Origin of the sequence: Burkholderia seminalis (genome assembly GCF_001718535.1) — a bacterium.
GTDB lineage: Bacteria > Pseudomonadota > Gammaproteobacteria > Burkholderiales > Burkholderiaceae > Burkholderia > Burkholderia seminalis.
Map to the genome: position 1 here is coordinate 396,220 of NZ_CP013398.1, position 22,412 is coordinate 418,631.

General features: G+C 65.7%; 28 protein-coding genes and 1 tRNA gene. 26 read left to right on the forward strand and 3 right to left on the reverse strand.

Annotated elements, in window-relative coordinates:
- Positions 1-66: 66 nt before the first annotated feature.
- The 19 genes from WJ12_RS01785 (at position 67) to tatC (ending at position 13,813) form a co-directional block, all read left to right on the forward strand.
- Positions 67-993 carry an ABC transporter ATP-binding protein gene (locus WJ12_RS01785; RefSeq protein WP_034189820.1) on the forward strand — a complete coding sequence of 309 codons (927 nt, stop codon included), beginning with the start codon at positions 67-69 and terminating at the stop codon, positions 991-993.
- Positions 990-1,820, forward strand: a complete 831-nt coding sequence (locus tag WJ12_RS01790) for an ABC transporter permease (protein WP_226104016.1) — start codon at positions 990-992, stop codon at positions 1,818-1,820. Before WJ12_RS01785 ends, WJ12_RS01790 begins: the two co-directional genes overlap by 4 nt.
- A gap of 56 nt (positions 1,821-1,876) precedes the next feature.
- Complete coding sequence (locus tag WJ12_RS01795) at positions 1,877-2,116, forward strand: BolA family protein (RefSeq protein ID WP_006477131.1); 240 nt, start codon at positions 1,877-1,879, stop codon at positions 2,114-2,116.
- 14 nt (positions 2,117-2,130) lie between these two features.
- Entirely contained in the window at positions 2,131-3,480 is a 1,350-nt protein-coding gene (gene murA / locus WJ12_RS01800; RefSeq protein ID WP_034189819.1) for a UDP-N-acetylglucosamine 1-carboxyvinyltransferase, read from the forward strand.
- The gene (gene hisG / locus WJ12_RS01805; RefSeq protein ID WP_012327780.1) at positions 3,477-4,130 is read left to right on the forward strand and encodes an ATP phosphoribosyltransferase; all 654 of its coding nucleotides are present in this window, start codon (positions 3,477-3,479) and stop codon (positions 4,128-4,130) included. The genes murA and hisG overlap by 4 nt, the downstream gene beginning before the upstream one ends.
- A 24-nt stretch (positions 4,131-4,154) precedes the next feature.
- A complete protein-coding gene (gene hisD, locus WJ12_RS01810) occupies positions 4,155-5,471 on the forward strand; it encodes a histidinol dehydrogenase (protein WP_034189818.1) in 1,317 nt (438 codons plus the stop codon).
- A 147-nt stretch (positions 5,472-5,618) separates the two neighbouring features.
- Positions 5,619-6,692 (forward strand): histidinol-phosphate transaminase, encoded by a 1,074-nt coding sequence (gene hisC / locus WJ12_RS01815; protein WP_059557076.1) that lies wholly within the window; start codon positions 5,619-5,621, stop codon positions 6,690-6,692.
- 65 nt (positions 6,693-6,757) lie between these two features.
- Positions 6,758-7,345: an imidazoleglycerol-phosphate dehydratase HisB gene (hisB, locus tag WJ12_RS01820; protein ID WP_006477126.1), complete on the forward strand. Its 588-nt coding sequence runs from the start codon at positions 6,758-6,760 to the stop codon at positions 7,343-7,345.
- Positions 7,346-7,407: 62 nt separating this feature from the next.
- Positions 7,408-8,028 carry a YchE family NAAT transporter gene (locus WJ12_RS01825; RefSeq protein WP_049032488.1) on the forward strand — a complete coding sequence of 207 codons (621 nt, stop codon included), beginning with the start codon at positions 7,408-7,410 and terminating at the stop codon, positions 8,026-8,028.
- Complete coding sequence (gene hisH / locus WJ12_RS01830; RefSeq protein WP_034189815.1) at positions 8,025-8,666, forward strand: imidazole glycerol phosphate synthase subunit HisH; 642 nt, start codon at positions 8,025-8,027, stop codon at positions 8,664-8,666. Before WJ12_RS01825 ends, hisH begins: the two co-directional genes overlap by 4 nt.
- A 163-nt stretch (positions 8,667-8,829) precedes the next feature.
- Entirely contained in the window at positions 8,830-9,585 is a 756-nt protein-coding gene (gene hisA, locus WJ12_RS01835) for a 1-(5-phosphoribosyl)-5-[(5-phosphoribosylamino)methylideneamino]imidazole-4-carboxamide isomerase (RefSeq protein WP_034189814.1), read from the forward strand.
- Positions 9,586-9,689: 104 nt separating this feature from the next.
- A complete protein-coding gene (hisF, locus tag WJ12_RS01840; RefSeq protein WP_011350732.1) occupies positions 9,690-10,463 on the forward strand; it encodes an imidazole glycerol phosphate synthase subunit HisF in 774 nt (257 codons plus the stop codon).
- Positions 10,463-10,879, forward strand: a complete 417-nt coding sequence (hisI, locus tag WJ12_RS01845; RefSeq protein WP_034189813.1) for a phosphoribosyl-AMP cyclohydrolase — start codon at positions 10,463-10,465, stop codon at positions 10,877-10,879. Before hisF ends, hisI begins: the two co-directional genes overlap by 1 nt.
- The gene (locus WJ12_RS01850; RefSeq protein WP_034189812.1) at positions 10,876-11,241 is read left to right on the forward strand and encodes a phosphoribosyl-ATP diphosphatase; all 366 of its coding nucleotides are present in this window, start codon (positions 10,876-10,878) and stop codon (positions 11,239-11,241) included. Before hisI ends, WJ12_RS01850 begins: the two co-directional genes overlap by 4 nt.
- Before the next feature lie 71 nt (positions 11,242-11,312).
- Positions 11,313-11,705, forward strand: coding sequence for a DUF4870 family protein (locus tag WJ12_RS01855; RefSeq protein ID WP_034189811.1), 393 nt, complete (start codon positions 11,313-11,315; stop codon positions 11,703-11,705).
- Between the two features lie 31 nt (positions 11,706-11,736).
- Positions 11,737-12,102: a histidine triad nucleotide-binding protein gene (locus tag WJ12_RS01860; RefSeq protein ID WP_034189810.1), complete on the forward strand. Its 366-nt coding sequence runs from the start codon at positions 11,737-11,739 to the stop codon at positions 12,100-12,102.
- Between the two features lie 93 nt (positions 12,103-12,195).
- Complete coding sequence (gene tatA, locus WJ12_RS01865; protein ID WP_034183658.1) at positions 12,196-12,426, forward strand: Sec-independent protein translocase subunit TatA; 231 nt, start codon at positions 12,196-12,198, stop codon at positions 12,424-12,426.
- Positions 12,427-12,452: 26 nt separating this feature from the next.
- A complete protein-coding gene (gene tatB / locus WJ12_RS01870) occupies positions 12,453-12,983 on the forward strand; it encodes a Sec-independent protein translocase protein TatB (protein WP_034189809.1) in 531 nt (176 codons plus the stop codon).
- A 41-nt stretch (positions 12,984-13,024) separates the two neighbouring features.
- Positions 13,025-13,813 (forward strand): twin-arginine translocase subunit TatC, encoded by a 789-nt coding sequence (gene tatC, locus WJ12_RS01875; RefSeq protein WP_034189808.1) that lies wholly within the window; start codon positions 13,025-13,027, stop codon positions 13,811-13,813.
- Between the two features lie 210 nt (positions 13,814-14,023).
- Here tatC and WJ12_RS01880 read toward each other — a convergent pair whose 3' ends face one another.
- Positions 14,024-15,229, reverse strand: coding sequence for a Do family serine endopeptidase (locus WJ12_RS01880; RefSeq protein WP_034189807.1), 1,206 nt, complete (start codon positions 15,227-15,229; stop codon positions 14,024-14,026).
- 21 nt (positions 15,230-15,250) lie between these two features.
- Between WJ12_RS01880 and WJ12_RS01885 the strand changes: the two genes are divergently transcribed.
- The 7 genes from WJ12_RS01885 to WJ12_RS01915 all read left to right on the forward strand — a co-directional run bounded on the left by WJ12_RS01885 (position 15,251) and on the right by WJ12_RS01915 (position 20,392).
- Positions 15,251-15,997 (forward strand): Nif3-like dinuclear metal center hexameric protein, encoded by a 747-nt coding sequence (locus WJ12_RS01885; RefSeq protein WP_034189806.1) that lies wholly within the window; start codon positions 15,251-15,253, stop codon positions 15,995-15,997.
- 218 nt (positions 15,998-16,215) lie between these two features.
- The gene (gene petA, locus WJ12_RS01890; protein ID WP_006477110.1) at positions 16,216-16,836 is read left to right on the forward strand and encodes a ubiquinol-cytochrome c reductase iron-sulfur subunit; all 621 of its coding nucleotides are present in this window, start codon (positions 16,216-16,218) and stop codon (positions 16,834-16,836) included.
- Positions 16,836-18,218 (forward strand): cytochrome b, encoded by a 1,383-nt coding sequence (locus WJ12_RS01895; protein ID WP_034189805.1) that lies wholly within the window; start codon positions 16,836-16,838, stop codon positions 18,216-18,218. The genes petA and WJ12_RS01895 overlap by 1 nt, the downstream gene beginning before the upstream one ends.
- A gap of 21 nt (positions 18,219-18,239) precedes the next feature.
- Entirely contained in the window at positions 18,240-18,998 is a 759-nt protein-coding gene (locus tag WJ12_RS01900) for a cytochrome c1 (protein WP_034189804.1), read from the forward strand.
- A 94-nt stretch (positions 18,999-19,092) separates the two neighbouring features.
- On the forward strand, positions 19,093-19,704 hold the full coding sequence (locus WJ12_RS01905; protein WP_006400565.1) for a glutathione S-transferase N-terminal domain-containing protein: 612 nt from the start codon (positions 19,093-19,095) through the stop codon (positions 19,702-19,704).
- Between the two features lie 71 nt (positions 19,705-19,775).
- Entirely contained in the window at positions 19,776-20,297 is a 522-nt protein-coding gene (locus tag WJ12_RS01910; protein ID WP_059557077.1) for a ClpXP protease specificity-enhancing factor, read from the forward strand.
- Positions 20,298-20,316: 19 nt separating this feature from the next.
- Positions 20,317-20,392, forward strand: a tRNA-Thr gene (locus WJ12_RS01915).
- Positions 20,393-20,523: 131 nt separating this feature from the next.
- On the opposite strand, the gene WJ12_RS01920 is transcribed toward WJ12_RS01915, so the two are convergent.
- Together WJ12_RS01920 and WJ12_RS01925 are read right to left on the reverse strand one after the other, a co-directional pair.
- Positions 20,524-21,258, reverse strand: a complete 735-nt coding sequence (locus WJ12_RS01920) for a LytR/AlgR family response regulator transcription factor (RefSeq protein ID WP_059557087.1) — start codon at positions 21,256-21,258, stop codon at positions 20,524-20,526.
- A gap of 1 nt (position 21,259) precedes the next feature.
- Positions 21,260-22,342 (reverse strand): sensor histidine kinase, encoded by a 1,083-nt coding sequence (locus tag WJ12_RS01925; protein ID WP_059557088.1) that lies wholly within the window; start codon positions 22,340-22,342, stop codon positions 21,260-21,262.
- Between the last annotated feature and the right edge of the window lie 70 nt (positions 22,343-22,412).

The following is a 22,412-nucleotide window of genomic DNA, read 5'->3' on the forward strand; positions in this document are numbered from 1 at the left end:
CCGGCCCCCATTTTCTTTCGCAGCAAGCACAGAATAGGCGTCGCGGCCCTGGCGTCGCGCACAGTCATGTCAGCCATAGAAATCCGTCACGTCAAGAAGCGCTACAAGTCGCTTCAGGCGCTCAAGGGCGTCAGCCTGTCGGTCGAGGAAGGCGAGTTTTTCGGTCTGCTCGGCCCCAACGGCGCAGGCAAGACCACGCTCATCAGTATCCTCGCCGGGCTCGCCCGGGCCGACGAAGGCAGTATCTCGGTGCGCGGCCACGACGTCGTCAAGGACTTCCGCGGTGCGCGCCGCGCGCTGGGTGTCGTCCCGCAGGAACTCGTCTTCGACCCGTTCTTCACCGTCCGCGAGACGCTGCGGATCCAGTCCGGCTATTTCGGGCTGCGCCGCAACGACGACTGGATCGACGAAGTGATGGCCAATCTCGACCTCACCGAGAAGGCCGACGCGAACATGCGCGCGCTGTCGGGCGGGATGAAGCGCCGCGTGCTCGTCGCGCAGGCGCTGGTGCACCGGCCGCCCGTGATCGTGCTCGACGAGCCGACCGCCGGCGTCGACGTCGAATTGCGCCAGACGCTGTGGAAATTCATCTCGCGCCTGAACCGCGAGGGTCACACGATCGTGTTGACCACCCATTACCTCGAGGAAGCCGAGTCGCTGTGCGACCGCATCGCGATGCTGCGCCGGGGCGAGGTGGTCGCGCTCGACCGCACCGACGCGCTGCTGCGCCGCTTCGCGGGGCTGCAGCTCTATCTGCGGCTCGCGACGGGCGCGCTGCCGGCCGAGCTGCGCGGGCTGGAGACCGACCCCGCCGCGCGCGCGCCGGGCGAGCACCTGCTGCGTCTCACGAGCTACGACGATGTCGAACGCATTCTCGCGCAATGCCGCGCGGCAGGCTGCACGTTCGACGAGATCGAGGTCCGCAAGGCCGACCTCGAGGATGTGTTCGTCCAGGTGATGAACGGGGCCGAGGTGATCGAGGGTCTGGCATGAATCAACAATCCCCGCGCGAACTGCGTTCGCTGCCGGCCGAAGGGGCGCTGGGCACGGCCCGGCGCGTGCCGGGCAGCGGCTTCCGGACGCTGGTCTACAAGGAACTGCTGCGTTTCTGGAAAGTGTCGTTCCAGACGGTGCTCGCGCCGATCGTCACGGCGCTGCTGTACCTGACGATCTTCGGTCATGCGCTGTCGGGCCGCGTCGAGGTGTATCCGGGCGTCGAGTACGTGAGCTTTCTCGTGCCGGGCCTCGTGATGATGAGCGTGTTGCAGAACGCGTTCGCGAACAGCTCGTCGTCGCTGATCCAGTCGAAGATCACCGGCAACCTCGTGTTCATGCTGCTGCCGCCGCTGTCGTACCGCGACATCTTCGGCGCGTACGTGCTCGCGTCGGTCGTGCGCGGGCTCGCGGTCGGCACCGGCGTGTTCGTCGTGACGATCTGGTTTATCCCGATGCATTTCGCGGCGCCGCTGTTCATCATTGCGTTCGCGCTGCTCGGCTCGGCGATCCTCGGCACGCTCGGCCTGATCGCCGGGATCTGGGCCGAGAAGTTCGACCAGCTCGCCGCGTTCCAGAACTTCCTGATCATGCCGCTGACGTTCCTGTCGGGCGTGTTCTATTCGACGCACTCGCTGCCGCCCGTGTGGCGCGAGATCTCGCGTCTCAATCCGTTTTTCTACATGATCGACGGCTTTCGTTTCGGGTTCTTCGGCGCGTCCGATATCAACCCGTTCGCGAGCCTCGCGATCGTTACCGGTTTCTTCGTGCTGCTCGCGCTGATCGCGATGCGGCTGCTCGCGACCGGCTACAAACTGCGTCATTGATATCGACAGGCTGCGGCCGCCTCCCGGGGCGCCGCCGCCGACAGGAGCCTTACACCATGTTGCCGACTCCCGAACAGGTCAAGCAATACATCGCCGGCGGTCTCGCCTGCACGCATCTGGAAGTCGAAGGCGACGGCCAGCATTTCTTCGCGACGATCGTGTCGGCGGCCTTCGAGGGCAAGCGGCCGATCCAGCGGCACCAGCTCGTCTATGCGGCGCTCGGCGATCGCATGAAGCAGGAAATCCACGCGCTCAGCATGAAGACGCTGACGCCCGCCGAATGGCAGAACGCATAACCGGAAATCACTGAGTGCAAGTCACCGTCAACGAGCGCGACGCCGTCAAGAGCGTCGCCACGGCACACCCGGCCGCCAACGGGGAATCGCAGGGACAGGGGATGGACAAGCTCGTGATCGAAGGCGGTAACCGTCTGTCCGGCGAGATCGTCGTGTCGGGTGCGAAGAACGCCGCACTGCCGATCCTGTGCGCGGGGCTGCTCACCGCCGATCCGGTCGATCTCGACAACGTGCCGAACCTGAAGGACGTGCGCACCACGCTGAAGGTGCTGAACCAGATGGGCGTGAAGAGCGAGACCGACGGCTGCCGCGTGCAGCTCGACGCGTCGCGCGTCGACAACCTCGTCGCGCCGTACGAACTCGTGAAGACGATGCGCGCGTCGATCCTCGTGCTCGGACCGCTGCTCGCGCGCTTCGGCGAGGCGAAGGTGTCGCTGCCGGGCGGCTGCGCGATCGGCGCGCGTCCGGTCGACCAGCACATCAAGGGGCTGCAGGCGATGGGCGCCGAGATCAGCATCGAGCACGGCTTCATCGAAGCGCGCGCGAAGCGCCTGAAGGGCGCGCGCATCGTGACCGACATGATCACGGTGACGGGCACGGAAAACCTGCTGATGGCCGCGACGCTGGCAGACGGCGAGACGGTGATCGAAAACGCCGCGCGCGAGCCGGAAGTGAGCGATCTCGCCCACCTGCTGGTGGCGATGGGCGCGAAGATCGACGGTATCGGTACCGATCGCCTCGTGATCCAGGGCGTCGAGCGGCTGCACGGCGCGCGCCATTCGGTGATCCCCGACCGCATCGAGGCCGGCACGTTCCTGTGCGCGGTCGCGGCGGCCGGCGGCGACGTGATGCTGACGGGCGTGCGCCCGCACATTCTCGACGCGGTGATCGACAAGCTGCGCGAAGCCGGCGTGTCGATCGAGGAAGGCGACAGCTGGCTGCGCGTGAAGATGGACCGCCGCCCGTCGGCCGTGACGATCCGCACGTCGGAATACCCGGCGTTCCCGACCGACATGCAGGCGCAGTTCATGGCCCTCAATACGGTCGCGACGGGCACCGCGCAGGTCGTCGAAACCATTTTCGAGAACCGCTTCATGCACGTGCAGGAGCTGAACCGGCTCGGCGCGAACATCACGATCGACGGCAATACCGCGCTCGTGACGGGCGTCGAGAAGCTGTCCGGCGCGAACGTGATGGCGACCGACCTGCGTGCGTCGGCGAGCCTCGTGATCGCCGGGCTGCGCGCCGACGGGGAAACGCTCGTCGACCGGATCTATCACCTGGACCGCGGCTACGACCGCATGGAAGCCAAACTGACCGCCGTCGGCGCGAACGTGCGCCGCCTTTCCGGGAGCCAAGCATGACCGCGCCGCTGACCCTCGCCCTGTCGAAGGGCCGGATTTTCGAGGAAACCCTGCCGTTGCTCGCCGCGGCCGGCGTGCAGGTGACCGAGGATCCGGAAACGTCGCGCAAGCTGATCCTGCCGACGACGAACCCGGACCTGCGCGTGATCATCGTGCGCGCGAGCGACGTGCCGACCTACGTCGAATACGGCGCGGCCGATTTCGGCGTGGCCGGCAAGGACGTGCTGGTCGAGCACGGCGGCTCGGGCCTGTACCAGCCGATCGATCTGAACATCGCGCGCTGCCGGATGTCGGTGGCGGTGTCGGCCGGCTTCGATTACGCGAGCGCCGTGCGCCAGGGCGCACGCCTGCGCGTCGCGACGAAGTACGTCGAAACGGCGCGCGAACACTTCGCCGCGAAGGGCGTGCACGTCGACCTGATCAAGCTGTACGGCTCGATGGAGCTCGCGCCGCTGGTCGGGCTGGCCGACGCGATCGTCGACCTCGTCAGCTCGGGCGGCACGCTGAAGGCGAACAATCTGGTCGAGGTCGAGGAGATCATGGCGATCTCGTCGCGCCTCGTCGTGAACCAGGCCGCGCTGAAGTTGAAGCGCGCGGCGCTCAAGCCGATCCTCGACGCGTTCGAACGCGCGTCGCAGAATGGCGGTTGAGCGCATCACCGTAACGGAACTCCCATGTCCATCACCATCCGCAAGCTCGATTCGACGAACGAAGGCTTCGGCGCCGCGCTGCGCGCGTTGCTCGCGTTCGAGGCAAGCGAAGACGAAGCGATCGAGCAATCGGTCGCGAAGATCCTCGCCGACGTGAAGTCGCGCGGCGACGCCGCGGTGCTCGAGTACACGAACCGCTTCGACCGGCTGAGCGCGAACAGCGTCGCCGCGCTCGAACTGCCGCAGGACGCGCTGCAGACGGCGCTCGACGGTCTCGCGCCGAAGGCGCGCGCGGCGCTGGAAGCGGCCGCGGCGCGTGTGCGCGCGTACCACGAGAAGCAGAAGATCGAGTGCGGCACGCATAGCTGGCAGTACACGGAAAGCGACGGCACGGTGCTCGGCCAGAAGGTCACGCCGCTCGACCGCGTCGGCCTGTACGTGCCGGGCGGCAAGGCCGCGTATCCGTCGTCGGTGCTGATGAACGCAATTCCCGCGCGCGTCGCGGGCGTCGGCGAGATCGTGATGGTCGTGCCGACGCCGGACGGCGTGAAGAACGACCTCGTGCTCGCCGCGGCGCTGCTCGGCGGCGTCGACCGCGTGTTCACGATCGGCGGCGCGCAGGCGGTCGGCGCGCTCGCGTACGGCACGGCGACGGTGCCGGCCGTCGACAAGATCTGCGGCCCCGGCAATGCGTACGTCGCGTCGGCGAAGCGCCGCGTGTTCGGCACGGTCGGTATCGACATGATCGCCGGGCCGTCGGAAATCCTCGTGCTGTGCGACGGCACGACCGATCCGAACTGGGTCGCGATGGACCTGTTCTCGCAGGCCGAGCACGACGAGCTCGCGCAGTCGATCCTGCTGTGCCCGGACGGCGCGTTCCTCGACCGTGTCGAGAAGGCGATCGACGAGCTGCTGCCGTCGATGCCGCGCCGGGACGTGATCCGCGCATCGCTCGAAGGGCGCGGCGCGCTGATCAAGGTGCGCGACATGGCCGAAGCGTGCCGGATCGCGAACGACATCGCGCCCGAGCACCTCGAAATCTCGGCACTGGAACCGCAGCAATGGGGCCAGCAGATCCGCCACGCAGGCGCGATCTTCCTCGGCCGCTACACGAGCGAAAGCCTCGGCGACTACTGCGCGGGGCCGAACCACGTGCTGCCGACGTCGCGCACCGCGCGTTTCTCGTCGCCGCTAGGCGTGTACGACTTCATCAAGCGTTCGAGCCTGATCGAGGTCAGCGCGGAAGGCGCGCAGACCCTCGGCGAGATCGCCTCCGAGCTCGCGTACGGCGAAGGGCTGCAGGCGCACGCGAAGAGCGCCGAGTTCCGGATGAAGGGCTGACCACGCACCACGCGGGGCCGAGCCGGGGCGGGCGCCGATGCGCCGGCGCCGGCCGCACCGCGGAGCGCGGCTGGAGACCAGTGCAGGGCGGCAGCCGCCGCCTTGCCGACCATTTGATGCCGGCGCGACGCACGCCGGCTTGAGACCATGACGACGCCACAAGACATCATCCGCCGCGACGTGCTCGCGATGACGAGCTATCCGGTGCCCGACGCGAGCGGGTTCGTGAAGCTCGACGCGATGGAGAATCCGTATCCGCTGCCCGAACCGCTGGCGGCGGCGCTCGGCGAGCGTCTCGCGCAGGTCGCGCTGAACCGCTACCCGGCGCCGCGCCCGGCCGCGCTGCTCGACAAGCTGCGCCACGCGATGGGCGTGCCGGCCGGTTGCGACGTGCTGCTCGGCAACGGTTCCGACGAAATCATCAGCATGATCTCGGTCGCGTGCGCGCAGCCGGGCGCGAAGGTGCTCGCGCCGGTGCCGGGTTTCGTGATGTACGAGCTGTCGGCGAAGCTCGCGCAGCTCGAATTCGTCGGCGTGCCGCTGCAGGCCGACCTGACGCTCGACGTCGACGCGATGCTCGCGGCGATCGCCGGGCACCGGCCCGCGATCGTCTATCTCGCGTACCCGAACAACCCGACCGGCACGCTGTACGACGATGCCGACGTCGAACGGATCATTGCCGCCGCGCGGCACAGCCTGATCGTGATCGACGAGGCGTACCAGCCGTTCGCCGAGCGCTCGTGGCTGCCGCGCGCCGCCGAATTCGACAACGTCGTCGTGATGCGCACGGTGTCGAAGCTCGGTCTCGCGGGCATCCGCCTCGGCTATCTCGTCGGGCGGCACGCGTGGCTGACCGAATTCGACAAGGTGCGCCCGCCGTACAACATCAACGTGCTGACCCAGGCGACCGTCGATTTCCTGCTCGACCACCTCGACGTGCTCGATGCGCAGGCGGCCGAACTGCGCGCGGAACGCACGCGTCTCGCGCAGGCCGTGGCCGCGCTGCCGGGCACGACGGTGTTCCCGAGCGCCGGCAATTTCCTGCTGGTGCGCGTGCCGGACGCGGCCGCCGTGTTCGATGCGCTGCTCACCGAACGGGTGCTGGTCAAAAACGTGAGTAAAATGCATCCATTGCTGGCCGAATGCGTGCGGCTGACCGTCGGTTCTCCCGACGAAAACGCCCGCCTGCTGGCCGCCTTGAAACTCGCGCTGCCCGGTTGAGCCCAGGGCGCGGCGGCGCGCGACGATCAATCCCCATTTACCTCAGACTCAATCAAGGAATTGCCATGCGTGTGGCGGAAGTCGTTCGCAATACCAGCGAAACGCAGATCCGTGTGAAGCTCGATCTCGACGGCACCGGCCAGCAGAAGCTGGCCACCGGCGTGCCGTTTCTCGACCATATGCTCGACCAGATCGCGCGGCATGGTCTGGTCGATCTCGAGGTCGAAGCGCATGGCGACACGCATATCGACGACCACCACACGGTCGAGGATGTCGGCATCACGCTCGGTCAGGCCGTCGCGAAGGCGATCGGCGACCGGAAGGGCATCCGCCGCTACGGCCATTCGTACGTGCCGCTCGACGAGGCGCTGTCGCGCGTCGTGATCGACTTCTCCGGCCGGCCGGGCCTCGAATTCCACGTGCCGTTCACGCGTGCGCGGATCGGCACGTTCGACGTCGACCTGTCGATCGAGTTCTTCCGCGGTTTCGTGAACCACGCGGGCGTCACGCTGCACATCGACAACCTGCGCGGGATCAACGCGCACCATCAGCTCGAGACGGTGTTCAAGGCCTTCGGCCGTGCGCTGCGCGCGGCGGTGGAGCTCGACGAGCGTGCGGCGGGGCAGATTCCGTCGACGAAAGGCAGCCTCTGATCGTCCGGATGGGCGGACGCTAAGGACAACCTCACGGCTTCGGCGCGCGGCGCCGGCTTGCGATGGATCTGCTCAAATCGTTCATTTCGCTGCTGGCGCTGATCAACCCGGTCGGCGCGGTGCCGTTCTTCCTGAGCCTGACGGCGCAGCAGACGGACGGCGAGCGGCGTCGCACGATCCGGATCGCATCGGTGTCGGTATTCTGCGTGATGACGGTGACCGCGCTGCTCGGGCAGCAGATCATCAACTTCTTCGGCATTTCGGTCGGGTCGCTCGAAGTGGGCGGCGGGATCATCATGCTGCTGATGGCGATCAACATGCTGAACGCGCAGATCGGCAACACGCGATCGACGCCGGAAGAGCGCCACGAAGCCGAGCTGAAGGACAACATCGCGGTCGTGCCGCTGGCGATTCCGCTGCTCACGGGCCCCGGCTCGATCAGCACGGTGATCATCTATGCGGCGAACGCGCATCACTGGTATGAACAGGCCGGGCTGGTCGCGATCGGCGCGGTCCTGGCTTTTCTGTGTTTCGTCGCGATGCGGCTCGCCGAGCCGATCGCGAACTGGATCGGCCGCACGGGCATCAACATCGCCACGCGGCTGATGGGTCTGATGCTGTCGGCGCTGGCGGTGGAATTCATCGTCAATGGACTGAGGGCGCTACTGCCTGCACTGAGATGAAAACTTCGATTGCGATTGTGGATTATGGGATGGGCAACCTGCGCTCGGTCGCGCAGGCGCTCAAGAAGGCCGAACCGGCCGCCGACGTGGCGATCGTCGACACGCCGGCCGCGATTCGCGCGGCCGACCGCGTCGTGCTGCCCGGCCAGGGCGCGATGCCCGACTGCATGCGCTGCCTCGGCGAATCGGGCCTGCAGGAGGCCGTGATCGAGGCGTCGCGCACGAAGCCGCTGCTCGGCGTGTGCGTCGGCGAGCAGATGCTGTTCGACTGGAGCGCGGAAGGCGACACGAAGGGCCTCGGCCTGTTGCCCGGCAAGGTCGTGCGCTTCGAGCTCGACGGCCGCGTGCAGGACGACGGCTCGCGCTTCAAGGTGCCGCAGATGGGCTGGAACCGCGTGCGCCAGTCGCAGCCGCACCCGCTGTGGGACGGCGTGCCCGACGACGCGTATTTCTACTTCGTGCACAGCTACTACGTGACGCCGGACAACCCGGCACATACGGTCGGCGAAACGGCATATGGTGCGCCGTTTACGTCCGCGGTCGCGCGGGACAACCTCTTCGCGACCCAATTCCACCCGGAGAAAAGCGCGGAGGTCGGGTTGCGTCTGTACCGCAACTTCGTACACTGGAAACCGTGAACGTGGTGCGCGAACCACAGTCGACGGGCCGCGGAGGCCCGTCTTGCGGGGCTCGCGCGCCTAGGCGCCGAAAGAGTTGTACTAAACTAGCGAGACGGCGCGGTACCGGATTGGCCGGTACGCGCCGGATTCTTTTCTTCTTCCACGACGACACCCGATTGCTATGTTGCTGATTCCGGCCATCGATCTAAAAGACGGTCAGTGTGTGCGCCTCAAACAGGGCGACATGGACCAGGCCACGATTTTTTCCGAGGACCCGGCGGCGATGGCCCGCAAGTGGGTCGATCTCGGCGCCCGGCGGCTCCATCTGGTCGACCTGAACGGCGCATTCGCCGGCAAGCCGAAGAATCTCGAGGCGATCGAAGCGATCCTCGACGAAGTCGGCGATGAAATCCCCGTCCAGCTTGGTGGCGGCATCCGCAGCCTCGAGACGATCGAGAAGTATCTCGACGCGGGCCTGTCCTACGTGATCATCGGCACGGCGGCCGTGAAGAACCCGGGCTTCCTGCAGGACGCGTGCACCGCGTTCTCCGGCAGCATCATCGTCGGGCTCGACGCGAAGGACGGCAAGGTCGCGACCGACGGCTGGAGCAAGCTGACCGGCCACGAAGTGGTCGATCTCGCGAAGAAGTTCGAGGACTACGGCGTCGAATCGATCGTCTATACCGACATCGGGCGCGACGGAATGCTGCAGGGCATCAACATCGAGGCGACCGTGAAGCTCGCGCAGGCGGTCGGCATTCCGGTGATCGCCAGCGGCGGCCTGTCGAACCTCACGGACATCGAGAACCTGTGCGAAGTGGAAGAGCACGGCGTCGAAGGCGTGATCTGCGGCCGCGCGATCTACTCCGGCGATCTCGATTTCGCGGCCGCGCAAAGGCGCGCGGACGAACTGAACGGCGAACTCGACAACGCGTAACGCGGTTTCCCGTTCGCCGGGGCCGCCCGCAGGCGGCCCCGACCGGAAGTCTCGTGCGAGGCTTCCGCAACCGGCCGTCCCAGCGCGGCATTTGGCGCAACATCATGGCTCTAGCTAAACGCATCATCCCCTGCCTGGACGTGACTGCCGGGCGTGTCGTCAAGGGCGTCAACTTCGTCGAGCTGCGCGATGCCGGCGATCCCGTCGAAATCGCCCGCCGCTACGACGACCAGGGCGCCGACGAACTGACGTTCCTCGACATCACCGCGACGTCCGACCAGCGCGACCTGATCCTGCCGATCATCGAAGCCGTCGCGTCGCAGGTCTTCATTCCGCTGACCGTCGGCGGCGGCGTGCGCGCGGTCGAGGACGTGCGGCGTCTGCTGAACGCGGGCGCGGACAAGGTCAGCATGAATTCGTCGGCGGTCGCGAACCCGCAGCTCGTGCGCGATGCGGCCGACAAGTACGGCTCGCAGTGCATCGTCGTCGCGATCGACGCGAAGCGCGTGTCGGCCGACGGCGAGACGCCGCGCTGGGAAGTCTTCACGCACGGCGGCCGCAAGAACACGGGCCTCGACGCGATCGAATGGGCGCGCAAGATGGCCGAGCTCGGCGCGGGCGAGATCCTGCTCACGAGCATGGACCGCGACGGCACCAAGTCGGGCTTCGACCTCGCGCTCACGCGCGGCGTGTCGGACGCGGTGCCGGTGCCGGTGATCGCATCGGGCGGCGTCGGTTCGCTGCAGCATCTGGCAGACGGCATCAAGGACGGCCGCGCCGACGCGGTGCTGGCCGCGAGCATCTTCCACTACGGCGAGCACACGGTCGGCGAGGCGAAGCGCTTCATGGCCGACCAGGGCATCCCGGTGAGGCTGTAATGAATACGGAAACGAAATCCCTGCCCGCGTGGCTCGACAAGGTCCGCTGGGACGACAACGGCCTCGTGCCGGTGATCGCGCAGGAAGCAGCGACGAACGACGTGCTGATGTTCGCGTGGATGAACCGCGAGGCACTGGCGAAGACGATCGAGACGCAGCGCGCGGTCTACTATTCGCGCTCGCGCAAGCGGTTGTGGTTCAAGGGCGAGGAGTCGGGCCACGTGCAGCACGTGCACGAGGTGCGGCTCGACTGCGACGAGGACGTCGTGCTGCTGAAGGTCGAGCAGGTATCGGGCATCGCGTGCCACACCGGCCGGCATTCGTGCTTTTTCCAGAAATTCGAGGGCACCGTCGACCACGGCGACTGGGTCGCGGTCGAACCGGTGCTGAAAGATCCCGAACACATCTACAAATGACGCAATCGACCGAAGACACGCTGCTGCGCCTCGCGGCCGTGATCGATAGCCGCAAGGGCGGCGACCCCGATCAATCGTACGTATCGCGCCTGTTCCACAAGGGCGACGACGCGGTGCTGAAGAAGATCGGCGAAGAGGCGACGGAAGTCGTGCTGGCCGCGAAGGACGTGCGCCAGGGCGGCGCGCCGAGCGCGCTCGTCGGCGAGGTGGCCGACCTGTGGTTCCACTGCCTCGTGATGCTGTCGCACTTCGAGCTGAGCCCGGCCGACGTGATCGCCGAACTCGAGCGCCGCGAAGGGCTGTCGGGCATCGAGGAAAAGGCGCTGCGCAAGCGCCGCGAGCGCGAGGAAAACGGCGGCTGATGCGCATCGTCCCGCCGCGGTGGCAGCAGTGCGGTAAGCTGTAAGAATTGTCATCTTACGGGGGTAGCATCATGAACGATACGTCGAACCAGTTTCCGACGCCCGCGGTGCCGGGGGCGGCGGATGCCGAGCGCCTGAACGGGCTGCGCACGCTGACTCACGTGCTCTACGGTCTTTATGCATTTCACTGGCTGACGGGCGGCGTCACGGGCATCATCGCGATCATCATCAACTACGTGAAGCGCGGGGACGTGGCCGGCACGCCGTATGCCGACCATTTCGAGTGGCAGATCCGCACGTTCTGGCGCGCGCTGATCGCGTACGTCATCGGGTTCGCGCTGGCATTCGTCGTGGTCGGATTCGCAGTGATGTTTGTCACGTGGATTTGGACGCTGTACCGTATCATCAAGGGTTGGCTGTACCTGAACGACAACAAGACGCTCGATCCGCAGGCGTGGTTCTGACCGGCGCGCGCGGGCGTTTCGCAGGAGCAACATGAGTCACGATCCGAATTGCCTGTTCTGCAAGATCGCGGCAGGCGAGATCCCGAGCACGAAGGTGCACGAGGACGACGAATTCGTCGCGTTCCGCGACATCCGCCCGGCGGCCGAGACGCACGTGCTCGTGATTCCGCGCCGGCACCTGCCGACGCTGTCGGCGGCGAGCGCGGATGATGCGCCGATGCTCGGCCGGCTGATGCTGCTCGTCGCGCGCCTTGCCGACCAGCTCGGCGTCGCGTACACGGGCGGCGAGACCGGTTTTCGCACGGTGATCAATACGGGCCCGGGCGGCGGGCAGGAGGTCTACCACCTGCACGCGCATATCCTGGCCGGTCCGCGCCCCTGGCAGCGGATGGGTTGACGGCGCGGGGCGTTTCCCCGCATCGATAGTCGAAGCCGGCGCGTCGCCGGCGATTTGCGCCGCCCGGCGGCGTGGTTGAGGAGAGGTTTCATCATGGGTGGATTGAGCATTTGGCACTGGCTGATCGTGCTGCTGATCGTCGCGCTGGTTTTCGGTACGAAGAAGCTGCGCAACATCGGCAACGATCTCGGCAGCGCCGTGAAGGGTTTCAAGGACGGCATGAAGGAAGGCGAAACGCCGGCCGACGCGCAGCAGCTGCCGCGCTCCGGCTCGGTCGACGTCAACGCGAAGGAAACGACGCGTTCCGATTCGAACAAGGCGTAACGCCGGCCCGCTGACAGGCATTCGCGATGCTGGATCTCGGTCTTTCGAAGATGGCGCTGATCGGCGTCGTCGCGCTCGTGGTGCTCGGCCCCGAGCGCCTGCCGCGCGTCGCGCGTACGGCAGGCGCGCTGTTCGGTCGTGCGCAGCGGTACATCAACGACGTGAAGGCCGAGGTCTCGCGCGAAATCGAACTCGACGCGTTGCGGACGATGAAGACCGATTTCGAATCGGCCGCGCGCAATGTCGAGACGACGATTCACGACAACCTGCGCGAGCACGAGAAGGAACTCAACGACACGTGGCATTCCGCGGTCGGCGGTCTTGACGAAGCGTCGGGTGCCGCAGGGTCCTACGGTTCCGACGCGCCTGCTGCGCCGTCGTGGCGCGGCAGTCCGGCCGCGCTCGCGACGAAGCGCCGCAACTGGCGCGTGAAGCAGGCGGCGACGCCTGTCTGGTACAAGCGCGCGACCACCCGCCGCACGCACGTGCAGTCGGGCGCCGCGCGTGTCGCGCGCCACCAGCCGGCCAGCCTGCGCCGGCCGACGCGCTTCTTCTGAGCCGAGCGCATGCTCGCTCGTCAATCCTACCGAGGGCCGGTGTGAGCGACCCCCAGCAGAACCCGGGCGACGCCCCGGAAGAAACCTTCATTTCCCATCTCGTCGAGCTTCGCGACCGCATCATTCGCGCGGGGCTGGCCGTGATCGTCGTGTTCCTCGGGCTCGTCTACTGGGCGCCCGACATCTTCCGGCTGCTCGCGCGGCCGCTGATGGAGAATCTGCCGAAGGACGGCAAGATGATCGTCACCGACGTCACCGGCTCGTTCTTCGTGCCGATGAAGGTCACGATGCTCGTCGCGCTCGTGATCGCGCTGCCGGTCGTGCTGTACCAGATCTGGGCGTTCGTCGCGCCGGGGCTGTACCAGCACGAGAAGAAGCTCGTCACGCCGCTCGTCGGCAGCAGCTACGTGCTGTTCCTGTGCGGGATGGCATTCGCGTACTTCCTCGTGTTCCCGACGATCTTCCGCGTGATGGCGCACTACAACGCGCCGCTCGGGGCCGAGATGACGACCGACATCGACAACTACCTGAGCTTCGTGCTCGGGATGTTCATCGCGTTCGGGGTCACGTTCGAGGTGCCGATCGTCGTCGTGCTGCTCGTCCGGATGGGCGTGCTGACGGTGAAGAAACTGAAGGAAATCCGCCCGTACGTGATCGTCGGCGCGTTCGTCGTCGCGGCGGTCGTCACGCCGCCGGACGTGTTCTCGCAACTGATGCTCGCGCTGCCGCTGATCGTGCTGTATGAAGCCGGGATCCTGGCCGCGCGGTTCTTCGTGCCGAAGAAGCCGGCCGAAGAGGGCGAGGCGGGGAACGGCGAAGCCGCGGGCTGACGGCGGCGCACCGGGCGGCGGGCCGGCTCTTCCGGTCAGCTCGAACGGTGCGGCGATGCCGTGGCCGAGCCGGCAAGCGTGTGGCATTGTCCCCTTCCCGGGCAATACGGATCGGTTGAAGCAAAGCAAAAGGGCAGCCAACCGGCTGCCCTTTTTCATTTCCACCGACGACAACGGGCGCGTGATGTCGCGCGACCCGCCTGCCCAACCTCATTCGGTATCGCTGTCCTGCTCGTCGAGCGTCTGCTTCGGCGGCGGCGGGCGCTTGCCGATCACGACGCTCACGTCGAACTCCTTGCCCTTGCGCACGACGTGCACCTTGGTCGGCGTGCCGGGCTTGATCTGCGCGACGACGTTCAGCAGCTTGGTCGTGTCCGTGATGTCCTCGCCGTTGACCGTGACCAGGATATCGCCCGGCTTGATGCCGGCCTTGTCGGCCGGGCCGCCCTGCAGCACGCCGGCGACGATCGCGCCCGATTTCTGCTGGAGCCCGAACGACTCGGCGATCTCCGGCGTGACGTCCTGCGGTTCGACGCCGATCCAGCCGCGCGTGACCGAGCCCGTCGTGATGATGCTCTCGAGCACCGTGCGCGCGGTCGACACCGGAATCGCGAAGCCGATGCCGAGCGAGCCGCCCGAACGCGAGTAGATCGCCGTGTTGATGCCGAGCAGGTTGCCGTTCACGTCGACCAGCGCGCCGCCCGAGTTGCCGGGGTTGATCGGTGCGTCGGTCTGGATGAAGTTCTCGAACGTGTTGATGCCGAGGTGATTGCGGCCGAGCGCGCTGATGATCCCCATCGTGACCGTCTGGCCGACGCCGAACGGGTTGCCGATCGCGAGCACGACATCGCCGACGCGCGACTGGTCGGAGCGGCCGAGCGTGATCGTCGGCAGGTTCGTCACGTTGATCTTCAGCACGGCCAGATCGGTCTCGGGATCGCTGCCGATCACCTTCGCGGTGGCCGTGCGGCCGTCGGCGAGCGCGACTTCGATCTGGTCGGCGCCGTCCACGACGTGCTGGTTCGTTAGAATGTAACCTTCCGGGCTCACGATAACGCCCGAGCCGAGGTTGGCTGCCGGTTCGTCCTGCTGCTTGCGGGCGTTGCGGTCGCCGAAGAAGTAGCGGAACAGCGGATCTTTCGCGCGCGGGTCGGGCGGCAGCGAGCCGTCCTTGCTGGAGAACACGTTGACGACGGCCGGCATCGCCTTCTGCGCGGCTTCCGCGTACGACGTGGTCGCCGGCGCGCCGCCGATGCCGGGCGCGACCTCCCGCAGCGCAACGATCGGCGTGGCGAGCTGCTTGCCGAGCTGTCCTTGCCGTTGCAGCCATTGCGGCTTGAGCGTCACGACGATGAACATCAGCGCGAGCAGCACGGTAACCGCCTGCGCGAAGAACAGCCAGAAGCGTCTAAGCATCTGAATGGATTAGAGGTTTATATGGATCGGATCGAACTTGAATTGTACTTGAACAATACCCTCGAAACCGCGCGCTTCAAGGACTATTGCCCGAACGGCCTCCAGGTCGAGGGGCGCCGCAAGGTCGAGAAGATCGCCACCGGCGTGACGGCGTCGGTCGCGTTCCTCGAGGCCGCGCTCGAATGGGGGGCGGATGCCGTGCTCGTCCATCACGGTTATTTCTGGCGCAACGAGGCGCCGCAGATCACGGGCCGCAAGTACCAGCGCCTGAAGCTGCTGCTCGCGAACGACCTGAACCTGTTCGCGTTCCACCTGCCGCTCGACGCGCATCCCGAATTCGGCAACAACGCGCAGCTCGGCGCGAAGCTCGGGCTGATCGGCGAGCAGCGTTTCGGCGAAGGCGACCTCGGCTGGATGGCGACGCTGCCGATGCCCGTCACGCTCGAGCACTTCGTCGCGAAGGTCGAGAACACGCTCGGCCGCACGCCGCTCGTGCTCGGTGACCCGGAGATGCAGCTGCGCCGTATCGCGTGGTGCACCGGCGCCGCGCAAAGCTATTTCGACGCGGCGATCGATGCCGGCGCGGACGTGTACCTGACCGGCGAGGTGTCCGAATACGTGACGCACACGGCTGCCGAGAGCGGCGTCGCGTTCGTTGCGGCGGGGCACCATGCGACCGAACGTTACGGAATCCAGGCGCTGGGCGCCCACTTGTCCGAAGAATTCGATATCGAGCACCTTTTTATCGATATTCACAATCCGGTCTGAGCGACGAATTTGCGGCGGTGCATCGAAATTTCGCAATGTAGCGGATGCTTAAAAGTGAAATGATTTAATCGCTCCGATAGTGGGGGATAACCCTTAACTATCAAACACTTCGAAGGGATTTTCATCTCCGGGCCTTGTAAATGGCGACTCCATTCGAGCAAACTAGCGGCGGAATGGAAAGTCGTGACGGAAAATCCAACTCAGAAGTGGGGCGTGTGATGCGAGACAAGGAAGAGAAACGCGTCGACAGCGGCCGCCGTACCTGGCTGATTGCGACATCCGTAGCAGGTGGCGTGGGAGGCGTAGCCACCGTCATACCTTTCGCGGCGTCGCTTGCGCCGTCCGCGAAAGCGAAAGCGGCCGGTGCCCCGGTCGAGGTTGATATCAGCGGCCTGAAGCCTGGCGAAATGGTCACCGTGCCGTGGCGCGGCAAGCCCGTCTGGATCCTGAATCGCACCGATTCGATGCTGGCCGACGTGGTCAAGGCCGACAAGGAAGTCGCGGATCCGACCACGAAATCCCCGTATTCGATGCCGTTGCCCGCGTATTGCGCCAACGAATATCGCTCGCGGGCCGATCGCAAGAACATTCTCGTCGTGATGGCCGTGTGTACGCACCTCGGCTGCACGCCTAGCCAACGCTTCACGCCGGGTCCGCAGCCGAACCTGCCGGACGACTGGCCGGGCGGTTTCCTGTGCCCGTGCCACGGTTCGACCTACGACCTCGCCGGCCGTGTGTTCAAGAACAAGCCGGCGCCTCAGAATCTCGACATCCCGCCCTACATGTTCACGTCGGCGACGACCCTCGTGATCGGCAAGGACGAGAAAGGAGAAGCGTGATGGCCGCCGACAACAAAGAAGTCTCCACGACAGGTCTCACCGGCTGGATCGATCAGCGCTTCCCGCTCACGTCCACCTGGAAGAAGCACGTTTCCGAGTACTACGCGCCGAAGAACTTCAACTTCTGGTACTTCTTCGGCTCCCTCGCGCTGCTGGTGCTCGTCAACCAGATCGTCACGGGCATCTTCCTGACGATGAACTACAAGCCCGACTCGATGCTCGCGTTCGCGTCGGTCGAGTACATCATGCGCGAGGTGCCATGGGGCTGGCTGATCCGCTACATGCACTCGACCGGTGCATCGATGTTCTTCGTGGTCGTCTACCTGCACATGTTCCGCGGGCTGCTGTACGGGTCGTACCGCAAGCCGCGCGAGCTCGTGTGGATCTTCGGCTGCGCGATCTTCCTGTGCCTGATGGCCGAGGCGTTCTTCGGCTACCTGCTGCCGTGGGGCCAGATGTCGTTCTGGGGTGCGCAGGTGATCGTGAACCTGTTCTCGGCGATCCCGTTCGTCGGCCCGGACCTGTCGCTGTGGATTCGCGGCGACTACGTCGTGTCCGACGTCACGCTGAACCGTTTCTTCGCGTTCCACGTGATCGCGATTCCGCTCGTGCTGGTCGGTCTCGTGATCGCGCACCTCGTCGCACTGCACGAAGTGGGGTCGAATAACCCGGACGGCATCGAGATCAAGGCGAAGAAGGACGAGAACGGCATCCCGCTCGACGGCATCCCGTTCCATCCGTACTACTCGGTGCACGATTTCCTCGGCGTGTGCGTGTTCCTGATGATCTTCGCGCTGATCGTGTTTTTCTCGCCGGAGATGGGCGGCTACTTCCTCGAGGCGAACAACTTCGTCCCCGCGAACCCGCTGCAGACGCCGCCCGAGATCGCGCCGGTCTGGTACTTCACCGCGTTCTACGCGATGCTGCGCGCGACCACCGACCCGTTCAAGATCGTGCTGATGATCGTGATCGCGCTGCTCGGCGTGCTCGCGCTGATCCGCGCGCGCGGCAAGTGGAAGGCCGGCCTGCCGGTGCTGGCCGCGGCGATCGTCGTGTTCATGTACCTGACGGAGTCGAAGTTCTGGGGCGTCGTCGTGATGGGCTCGGCGGTGATCACGTTGTTCTTCCTGCCGTGGCTGGACCGCAGCCCGGTGAAGTCGATCCGCTACCGGCCGCTGTTCCACAAGGTGTTCCTCGGGATCTTCGTCGCGGCGTTCCTGACCCTCGCGTTCCTCGGCACGCGGCCGCCATCGCCGGCTGCGACGCTGATCGCGCAGGCCTGCGCGCTGATCTACTTCGCGTTCTTCCTCGGCATGCCCGTCTGGACGCCGCTTGGCACGTTCAAGCAGCCGCCGGAGCGGGTGCGCTTCAAGCCCCATTAACGTGAGCGAGGAGAGAACGACATGAAGAAACTGCTTTCGACACTCGCGCTGATCGGGGCGACCGCGTGTGCGCTGCTGGCGGCGCCGGCCGTGCGGGCGGAAGGTAATTTTCCGCTCGACCGGGCGCCCGATAACACGGAAAATCTCGTTTCGCTTCAGCACGGCGCGCAATTGTTTGTAAACTATTGCCTGAACTGCCACAGCGCGAACCTGATGCGCTACAACCGTCTGACGGATCTGGGCATATCCCAGAAGGAGATCGAAAAGAATCTCCTGTTCACGACCGACAAGGTCGGCAACACGATGTCCGTCGCGATGCGGCCCGAAGACGCGAAGAACTGGCTCGGCACCACGCCGCCCGACCTGTCGGTCGAGGAGCGCGCGCGCGGCCGCGACTGGCTGTATACGTATCTGCGGAGTTTCTACCGCGACGATACGCGGCCGACCGGCTGGAACAACGCGGTGTTCGAGAACGTCGGCATGCCCCATGTGTTGTGGCAGCTGCAGGGGCAGCGCATTGCCAAATTCGAAGACAAGACGGACGAGGAGACGGGCGAGAAGGTCCACACGCTCGTCGGCTTCCAGCAGGTCACGCCGGGCACGCTGTCGTCGCCCGACTATGATGCTGCGGTGGCCGACCTGGTGGCCTATATGACATGGATGTCCGAGCCGGCCCAGCAGACCCGCAAACGCCTCGGCGTGTGGGTGCTGATCTTTCTCGGTGTCCTGACTTTCCTGGCCTGGCGGCTCAATGCCGCGTACTGGAAAGATATCAAGTAAACACGCCTGACCGGCGTGGGGCCGGCGCAAGGCGGAACCCGTGAAAGGGGTTGCGCCGCGTGCCGGCCCTCGGCTTTTTTGAGGAAACGCAAATATGATGGTTCTGTATTCCGGCACAACTTGCCCGTTCTCCCAGCGTTGCCGGCTGGTGCTGTTCGAGAAGGGCATGGACTTCGAAATCCGTGACGTCGACCTGTTCAACAAGCCGGAAGACATTTCGGTGATGAACCCGTACGGTCAGGTGCCGATCCTGGTCGAGCGCGACCTGATCCTGTACGAATCGAACATCATCAACGAGTACATCGACGAGCGCTTCCCGCATCCGCAGCTGATGCCGGCCGACCCGGTGCAGCGCGCCCGTGCGCGCCTGTTCCTGCTCAACTTCGAGAAGGAACTGTTCGTCCACGTCAGCACGCTCGAGAACGAGAAGGGCAAGGCGGCGGAGAAGAACCACGAGAAGGCACGCCTCGCGATCCGCGATCGCCTGACGCAGCTCGCGCCGATCTTCGTGAAGAACAAGTACATGCTCGGCGAAGAGTTCTCGATGCTCGACGTCGCGATCGCTCCGCTGCTGTGGCGCCTGGATCACTACGGCATCGAGCTGTCGAAGAACGCCGCGCCGCTGATGAAGTACGCCGAACGGATCTTCAGCCGTCCGGCCTACATCGAGGCACTGACGCCGTCCGAAAAGGTCATGCGTCGTTGATGTTGCAATGAAGGAATGACGGAGCGGGCGGCGCGGCATGCCGCGTGCCTGCTCCGGGTTCGAGGATCGTGATGCAAGAGATTTCAACGAAGCCTTATCTGCTGCGCGCGTTGTACGAGTGGTGCACCGATAACGGTTACACGCCGCATATCGCGGTGAGGGTCGACAACTCGACGCGCGTGCCGCGTCAGTTCGTGCGTGACGGCGAGATCGTGCTCAACATCAGCTTCGAGGCGACGAGCCAGTTGCAGATGGGCAACGAGTGGATCGAGTTCACGGCCCGGTTCTCCGGGAAGGCGCACAAGATCGAGATTCCGGTGGCCAACGTGCTCGCGATCTATGCGCGCGAGAACGGGCAGGGCATGGCGTTCCAGGTCGATGCGGTTGCGGGCGAAGGCGCGGATTCGGGTACGTTCGACGACGACGCCGCGCAAGCGGAAGACGGGCAGCGTGACGAGCCTGCGTCGACGTTGACGCCGGTCGCCGACAGCGGCGTGAACGAGGAGCCGTCCGAAGGCGCCGACGAACCGCCGAAAACCGACGGCGACGGCACGAAAGGCGGCAGCAGACCTCGCCTCAAGATCGTGAAATGAGGTAGAATCTCGCGCTTACGCCGGCTTAGCTCATCTGGTAGAGCAGTTGATTTGTAATCATCAGGTGGCGGGTTCGAGTCCTGCAGCCGGCACCATATTGAACGAAGGGCCGGGAGATTGATTCTCCCGGCCCTTTGTCTTTTCTGCGGCCGTCTTTCTGGTCGACGAGGTGTCGTGTGCGCGGTGCCGCGACAAGGGGACTGTCCTTTCGACATCAATCTGCCGCTCACATCTGCCTGAACAATCCCGCATACGCACGACTGACGGGCAGCATCTCCCGCTGCCCGTGCACGCGAATCCGCAACCGTCCCAGCAGATCGCGCTCGATACGATCGATCGCCGCGTACGCGACGATCACACCGCGATGCACCTGCGCGAACCGCGCCGGATCGAGCCGCTGCATCAGGTCCTTCAACGGCGTGCGGATCATGAGCCGTTCGCTGGCCGTGACGATTTCCGTGTATTTTTCCGACGCCTGGAAATACAGCACATCGTCGATCGAAACGAGCCGCGTCGCATCCTTCACGCCCACGGTCAGCCAGCGGATCGGCGCGGCATCCCGCGATTGCACCGCTTGAGCCAACGCTTCGGGATGCCCGACAGCCGGCTCGCCGCGCTGAAGCTTCGCGATACAGCGCAGCAGCCGCTCGTCCGTCACCGGCTTCAGCAAGTAGTCGACCGCTGAGCGATCGAACGCGTCGACTGCATATTCGTCGTAAGCCGTGACAAACACGACATGTATGTCCGGCGCCAGCGCAGCCAGCTTCAACCCGTCGATGCCGGGCATCCGGATGTCGAGGAACGCGATGTCCGGGCGCGGCGACGCATTCAGTGCGGCCAGTGTTTCGACACCGTTGCGCGGCATCGCAACGATCTCCAGTTCAGGCCAGAGCTGCCGCAGTCGTTGCGCGAGCGAAGCGGACAGGTTCGGTTCGTCGTCGGCGATGAGGGCGGTCGGCATGTCAGTCGATCGGAGTCAGCAGGGTGGCGGTGACGCCATGTGCGGCACTCGCGTTCGTTTCGACGGTGACGCTGCCGCGCTCGCCATGCAGCGTCCGGATACGTGCAGCGACGTTGGCGAGCCCGACGCCGCCGTGCAGGCCAGAGCCGCCCTTGCCGAGGCCGACGCCCGTGTCGATTACGTTCAGTTCTAGCTTGTCGCCCCGCATCCGGCCGCGAACGACGATCACACCGCCGTCGATCGACGGCTCGATCCCGTGCAGCAGCGCATTCTCGACGAGCGGCTGCAGCAGCAGCGGCGAGAACGGCAGCGCGTGCAATTCCTCCGGAACTTCGATCGCATATGACAGCCGCTCGCCGAGCCGGATCGAGGCGATCTTCAGCAACGCGTCGACGAGATCGAGTTCGTCGCCGAGCGTCGACGTCGCATCGCGCGTGCGGCGCAGGCTCGCACGCAGGTAGCGGTTCAGGTGGTCCAGCATCGTCGATGCGCGGGACGGGTCGCGTTCGATCAGGCTCTGCACGTTCGCGAGCGTATTGAACAGGAAGTGCGGCTCGATCTGCGCCTGCAGCAGCGCGAGGCGTGCGGCTGTCTCGGCCTGGCGCGCTTCGGCGGCTTCGCGTCGCTCGGTTTCGAGCGTCGCGCGCATGCGAAGCGACTGAAGGAACAGCGACACGCACACGAACAGCACGGCCGACACCAGGAACGACGGCCCGTAGTTGTCCCACGTTCCGATGCGGGCGTGCCCGAATACGTGCGGCACGTTCCCGCGAATGATGGTCGCGGCGATCTCGAACCCGGCGAACACGCTGACCGGTGCGATCACGATGGCCTTCAGCACGAGCCCCGGCTTGCGCGGCAGCAGCCGATTCGCGGCGCGGCTGAGCAACAGCGCGCAGAAACCGATCGTGTTGGCGACGACGAGGTAGGGCAGCAGCGGTTCGCCGACATGGACGACCCAGAACCCCAGGCCGACGACCGAATTGAAGCACGTGAACGCGAGCAGCGCGGCCGGATCGCGCAGCCGCCGCGGTGCGGCGCCGGCAGGCGGCGGTATCGGTGAAGGATCGGACGTGGCTCGCATGGTGTCGGGGGAGCGCGATGCGCGTATGCCGTGACTTTAGCGTCACGCGGGCCGACTGCGTGAATGTTGC

Coding starts and splice junctions, on each gene's coding strand:
- WJ12_RS01785 (WP_034189820.1), top strand. CDS start 67: ATGTCAGCCATAGAAATCCGTCACGTCAAGAAGCGCTACAAGTCGCTT.
- WJ12_RS01790 (WP_226104016.1), top strand. CDS start 990: ATGAATCAACAATCCCCGCGCGAACTGCGTTCGCTGCCGGCCGAAGGG.
- WJ12_RS01795 (WP_006477131.1), top strand. CDS start 1,877: ATGTTGCCGACTCCCGAACAGGTCAAGCAATACATCGCCGGCGGTCTC.
- hisG (WP_012327780.1), top strand. CDS start 3,477: ATGACCGCGCCGCTGACCCTCGCCCTGTCGAAGGGCCGGATTTTCGAG.
- hisD (WP_034189818.1), top strand. CDS start 4,155: ATGTCCATCACCATCCGCAAGCTCGATTCGACGAACGAAGGCTTCGGC.
- hisC (WP_059557076.1), top strand. CDS start 5,619: ATGACGACGCCACAAGACATCATCCGCCGCGACGTGCTCGCGATGACG.
- hisB (WP_006477126.1), top strand. CDS start 6,758: ATGCGTGTGGCGGAAGTCGTTCGCAATACCAGCGAAACGCAGATCCGT.
- WJ12_RS01825 (WP_049032488.1), top strand. CDS start 7,408: ATGGATCTGCTCAAATCGTTCATTTCGCTGCTGGCGCTGATCAACCCG.
- hisH (WP_034189815.1), top strand. CDS start 8,025: ATGAAAACTTCGATTGCGATTGTGGATTATGGGATGGGCAACCTGCGC.
- hisA (WP_034189814.1), top strand. CDS start 8,830: ATGTTGCTGATTCCGGCCATCGATCTAAAAGACGGTCAGTGTGTGCGC.
- hisF (WP_011350732.1), top strand. CDS start 9,690: ATGGCTCTAGCTAAACGCATCATCCCCTGCCTGGACGTGACTGCCGGG.
- hisI (WP_034189813.1), top strand. CDS start 10,463: ATGAATACGGAAACGAAATCCCTGCCCGCGTGGCTCGACAAGGTCCGC.
- WJ12_RS01850 (WP_034189812.1), top strand. CDS start 10,876: ATGACGCAATCGACCGAAGACACGCTGCTGCGCCTCGCGGCCGTGATC.
- WJ12_RS01855 (WP_034189811.1), top strand. CDS start 11,313: ATGAACGATACGTCGAACCAGTTTCCGACGCCCGCGGTGCCGGGGGCG.
- WJ12_RS01860 (WP_034189810.1), top strand. CDS start 11,737: ATGAGTCACGATCCGAATTGCCTGTTCTGCAAGATCGCGGCAGGCGAG.
- tatA (WP_034183658.1), top strand. CDS start 12,196: ATGGGTGGATTGAGCATTTGGCACTGGCTGATCGTGCTGCTGATCGTC.
- tatB (WP_034189809.1), top strand. CDS start 12,453: ATGCTGGATCTCGGTCTTTCGAAGATGGCGCTGATCGGCGTCGTCGCG.
- WJ12_RS01880 (WP_034189807.1), bottom strand. CDS start 15,229: ATGCTTAGACGCTTCTGGCTGTTCTTCGCGCAGGCGGTTACCGTGCTG.
- WJ12_RS01885 (WP_034189806.1), top strand. CDS start 15,251: ATGGATCGGATCGAACTTGAATTGTACTTGAACAATACCCTCGAAACC.
- petA (WP_006477110.1), top strand. CDS start 16,216: ATGCGAGACAAGGAAGAGAAACGCGTCGACAGCGGCCGCCGTACCTGG.
- WJ12_RS01895 (WP_034189805.1), top strand. CDS start 16,836: ATGGCCGCCGACAACAAAGAAGTCTCCACGACAGGTCTCACCGGCTGG.
- WJ12_RS01900 (WP_034189804.1), top strand. CDS start 18,240: ATGAAGAAACTGCTTTCGACACTCGCGCTGATCGGGGCGACCGCGTGT.
- WJ12_RS01905 (WP_006400565.1), top strand. CDS start 19,093: ATGATGGTTCTGTATTCCGGCACAACTTGCCCGTTCTCCCAGCGTTGC.
- WJ12_RS01910 (WP_059557077.1), top strand. CDS start 19,776: ATGCAAGAGATTTCAACGAAGCCTTATCTGCTGCGCGCGTTGTACGAG.
- WJ12_RS01920 (WP_059557087.1), bottom strand. CDS start 21,258: ATGCCGACCGCCCTCATCGCCGACGACGAACCGAACCTGTCCGCTTCG.
- WJ12_RS01925 (WP_059557088.1), bottom strand. CDS start 22,342: ATGCGAGCCACGTCCGATCCTTCACCGATACCGCCGCCTGCCGGCGCC.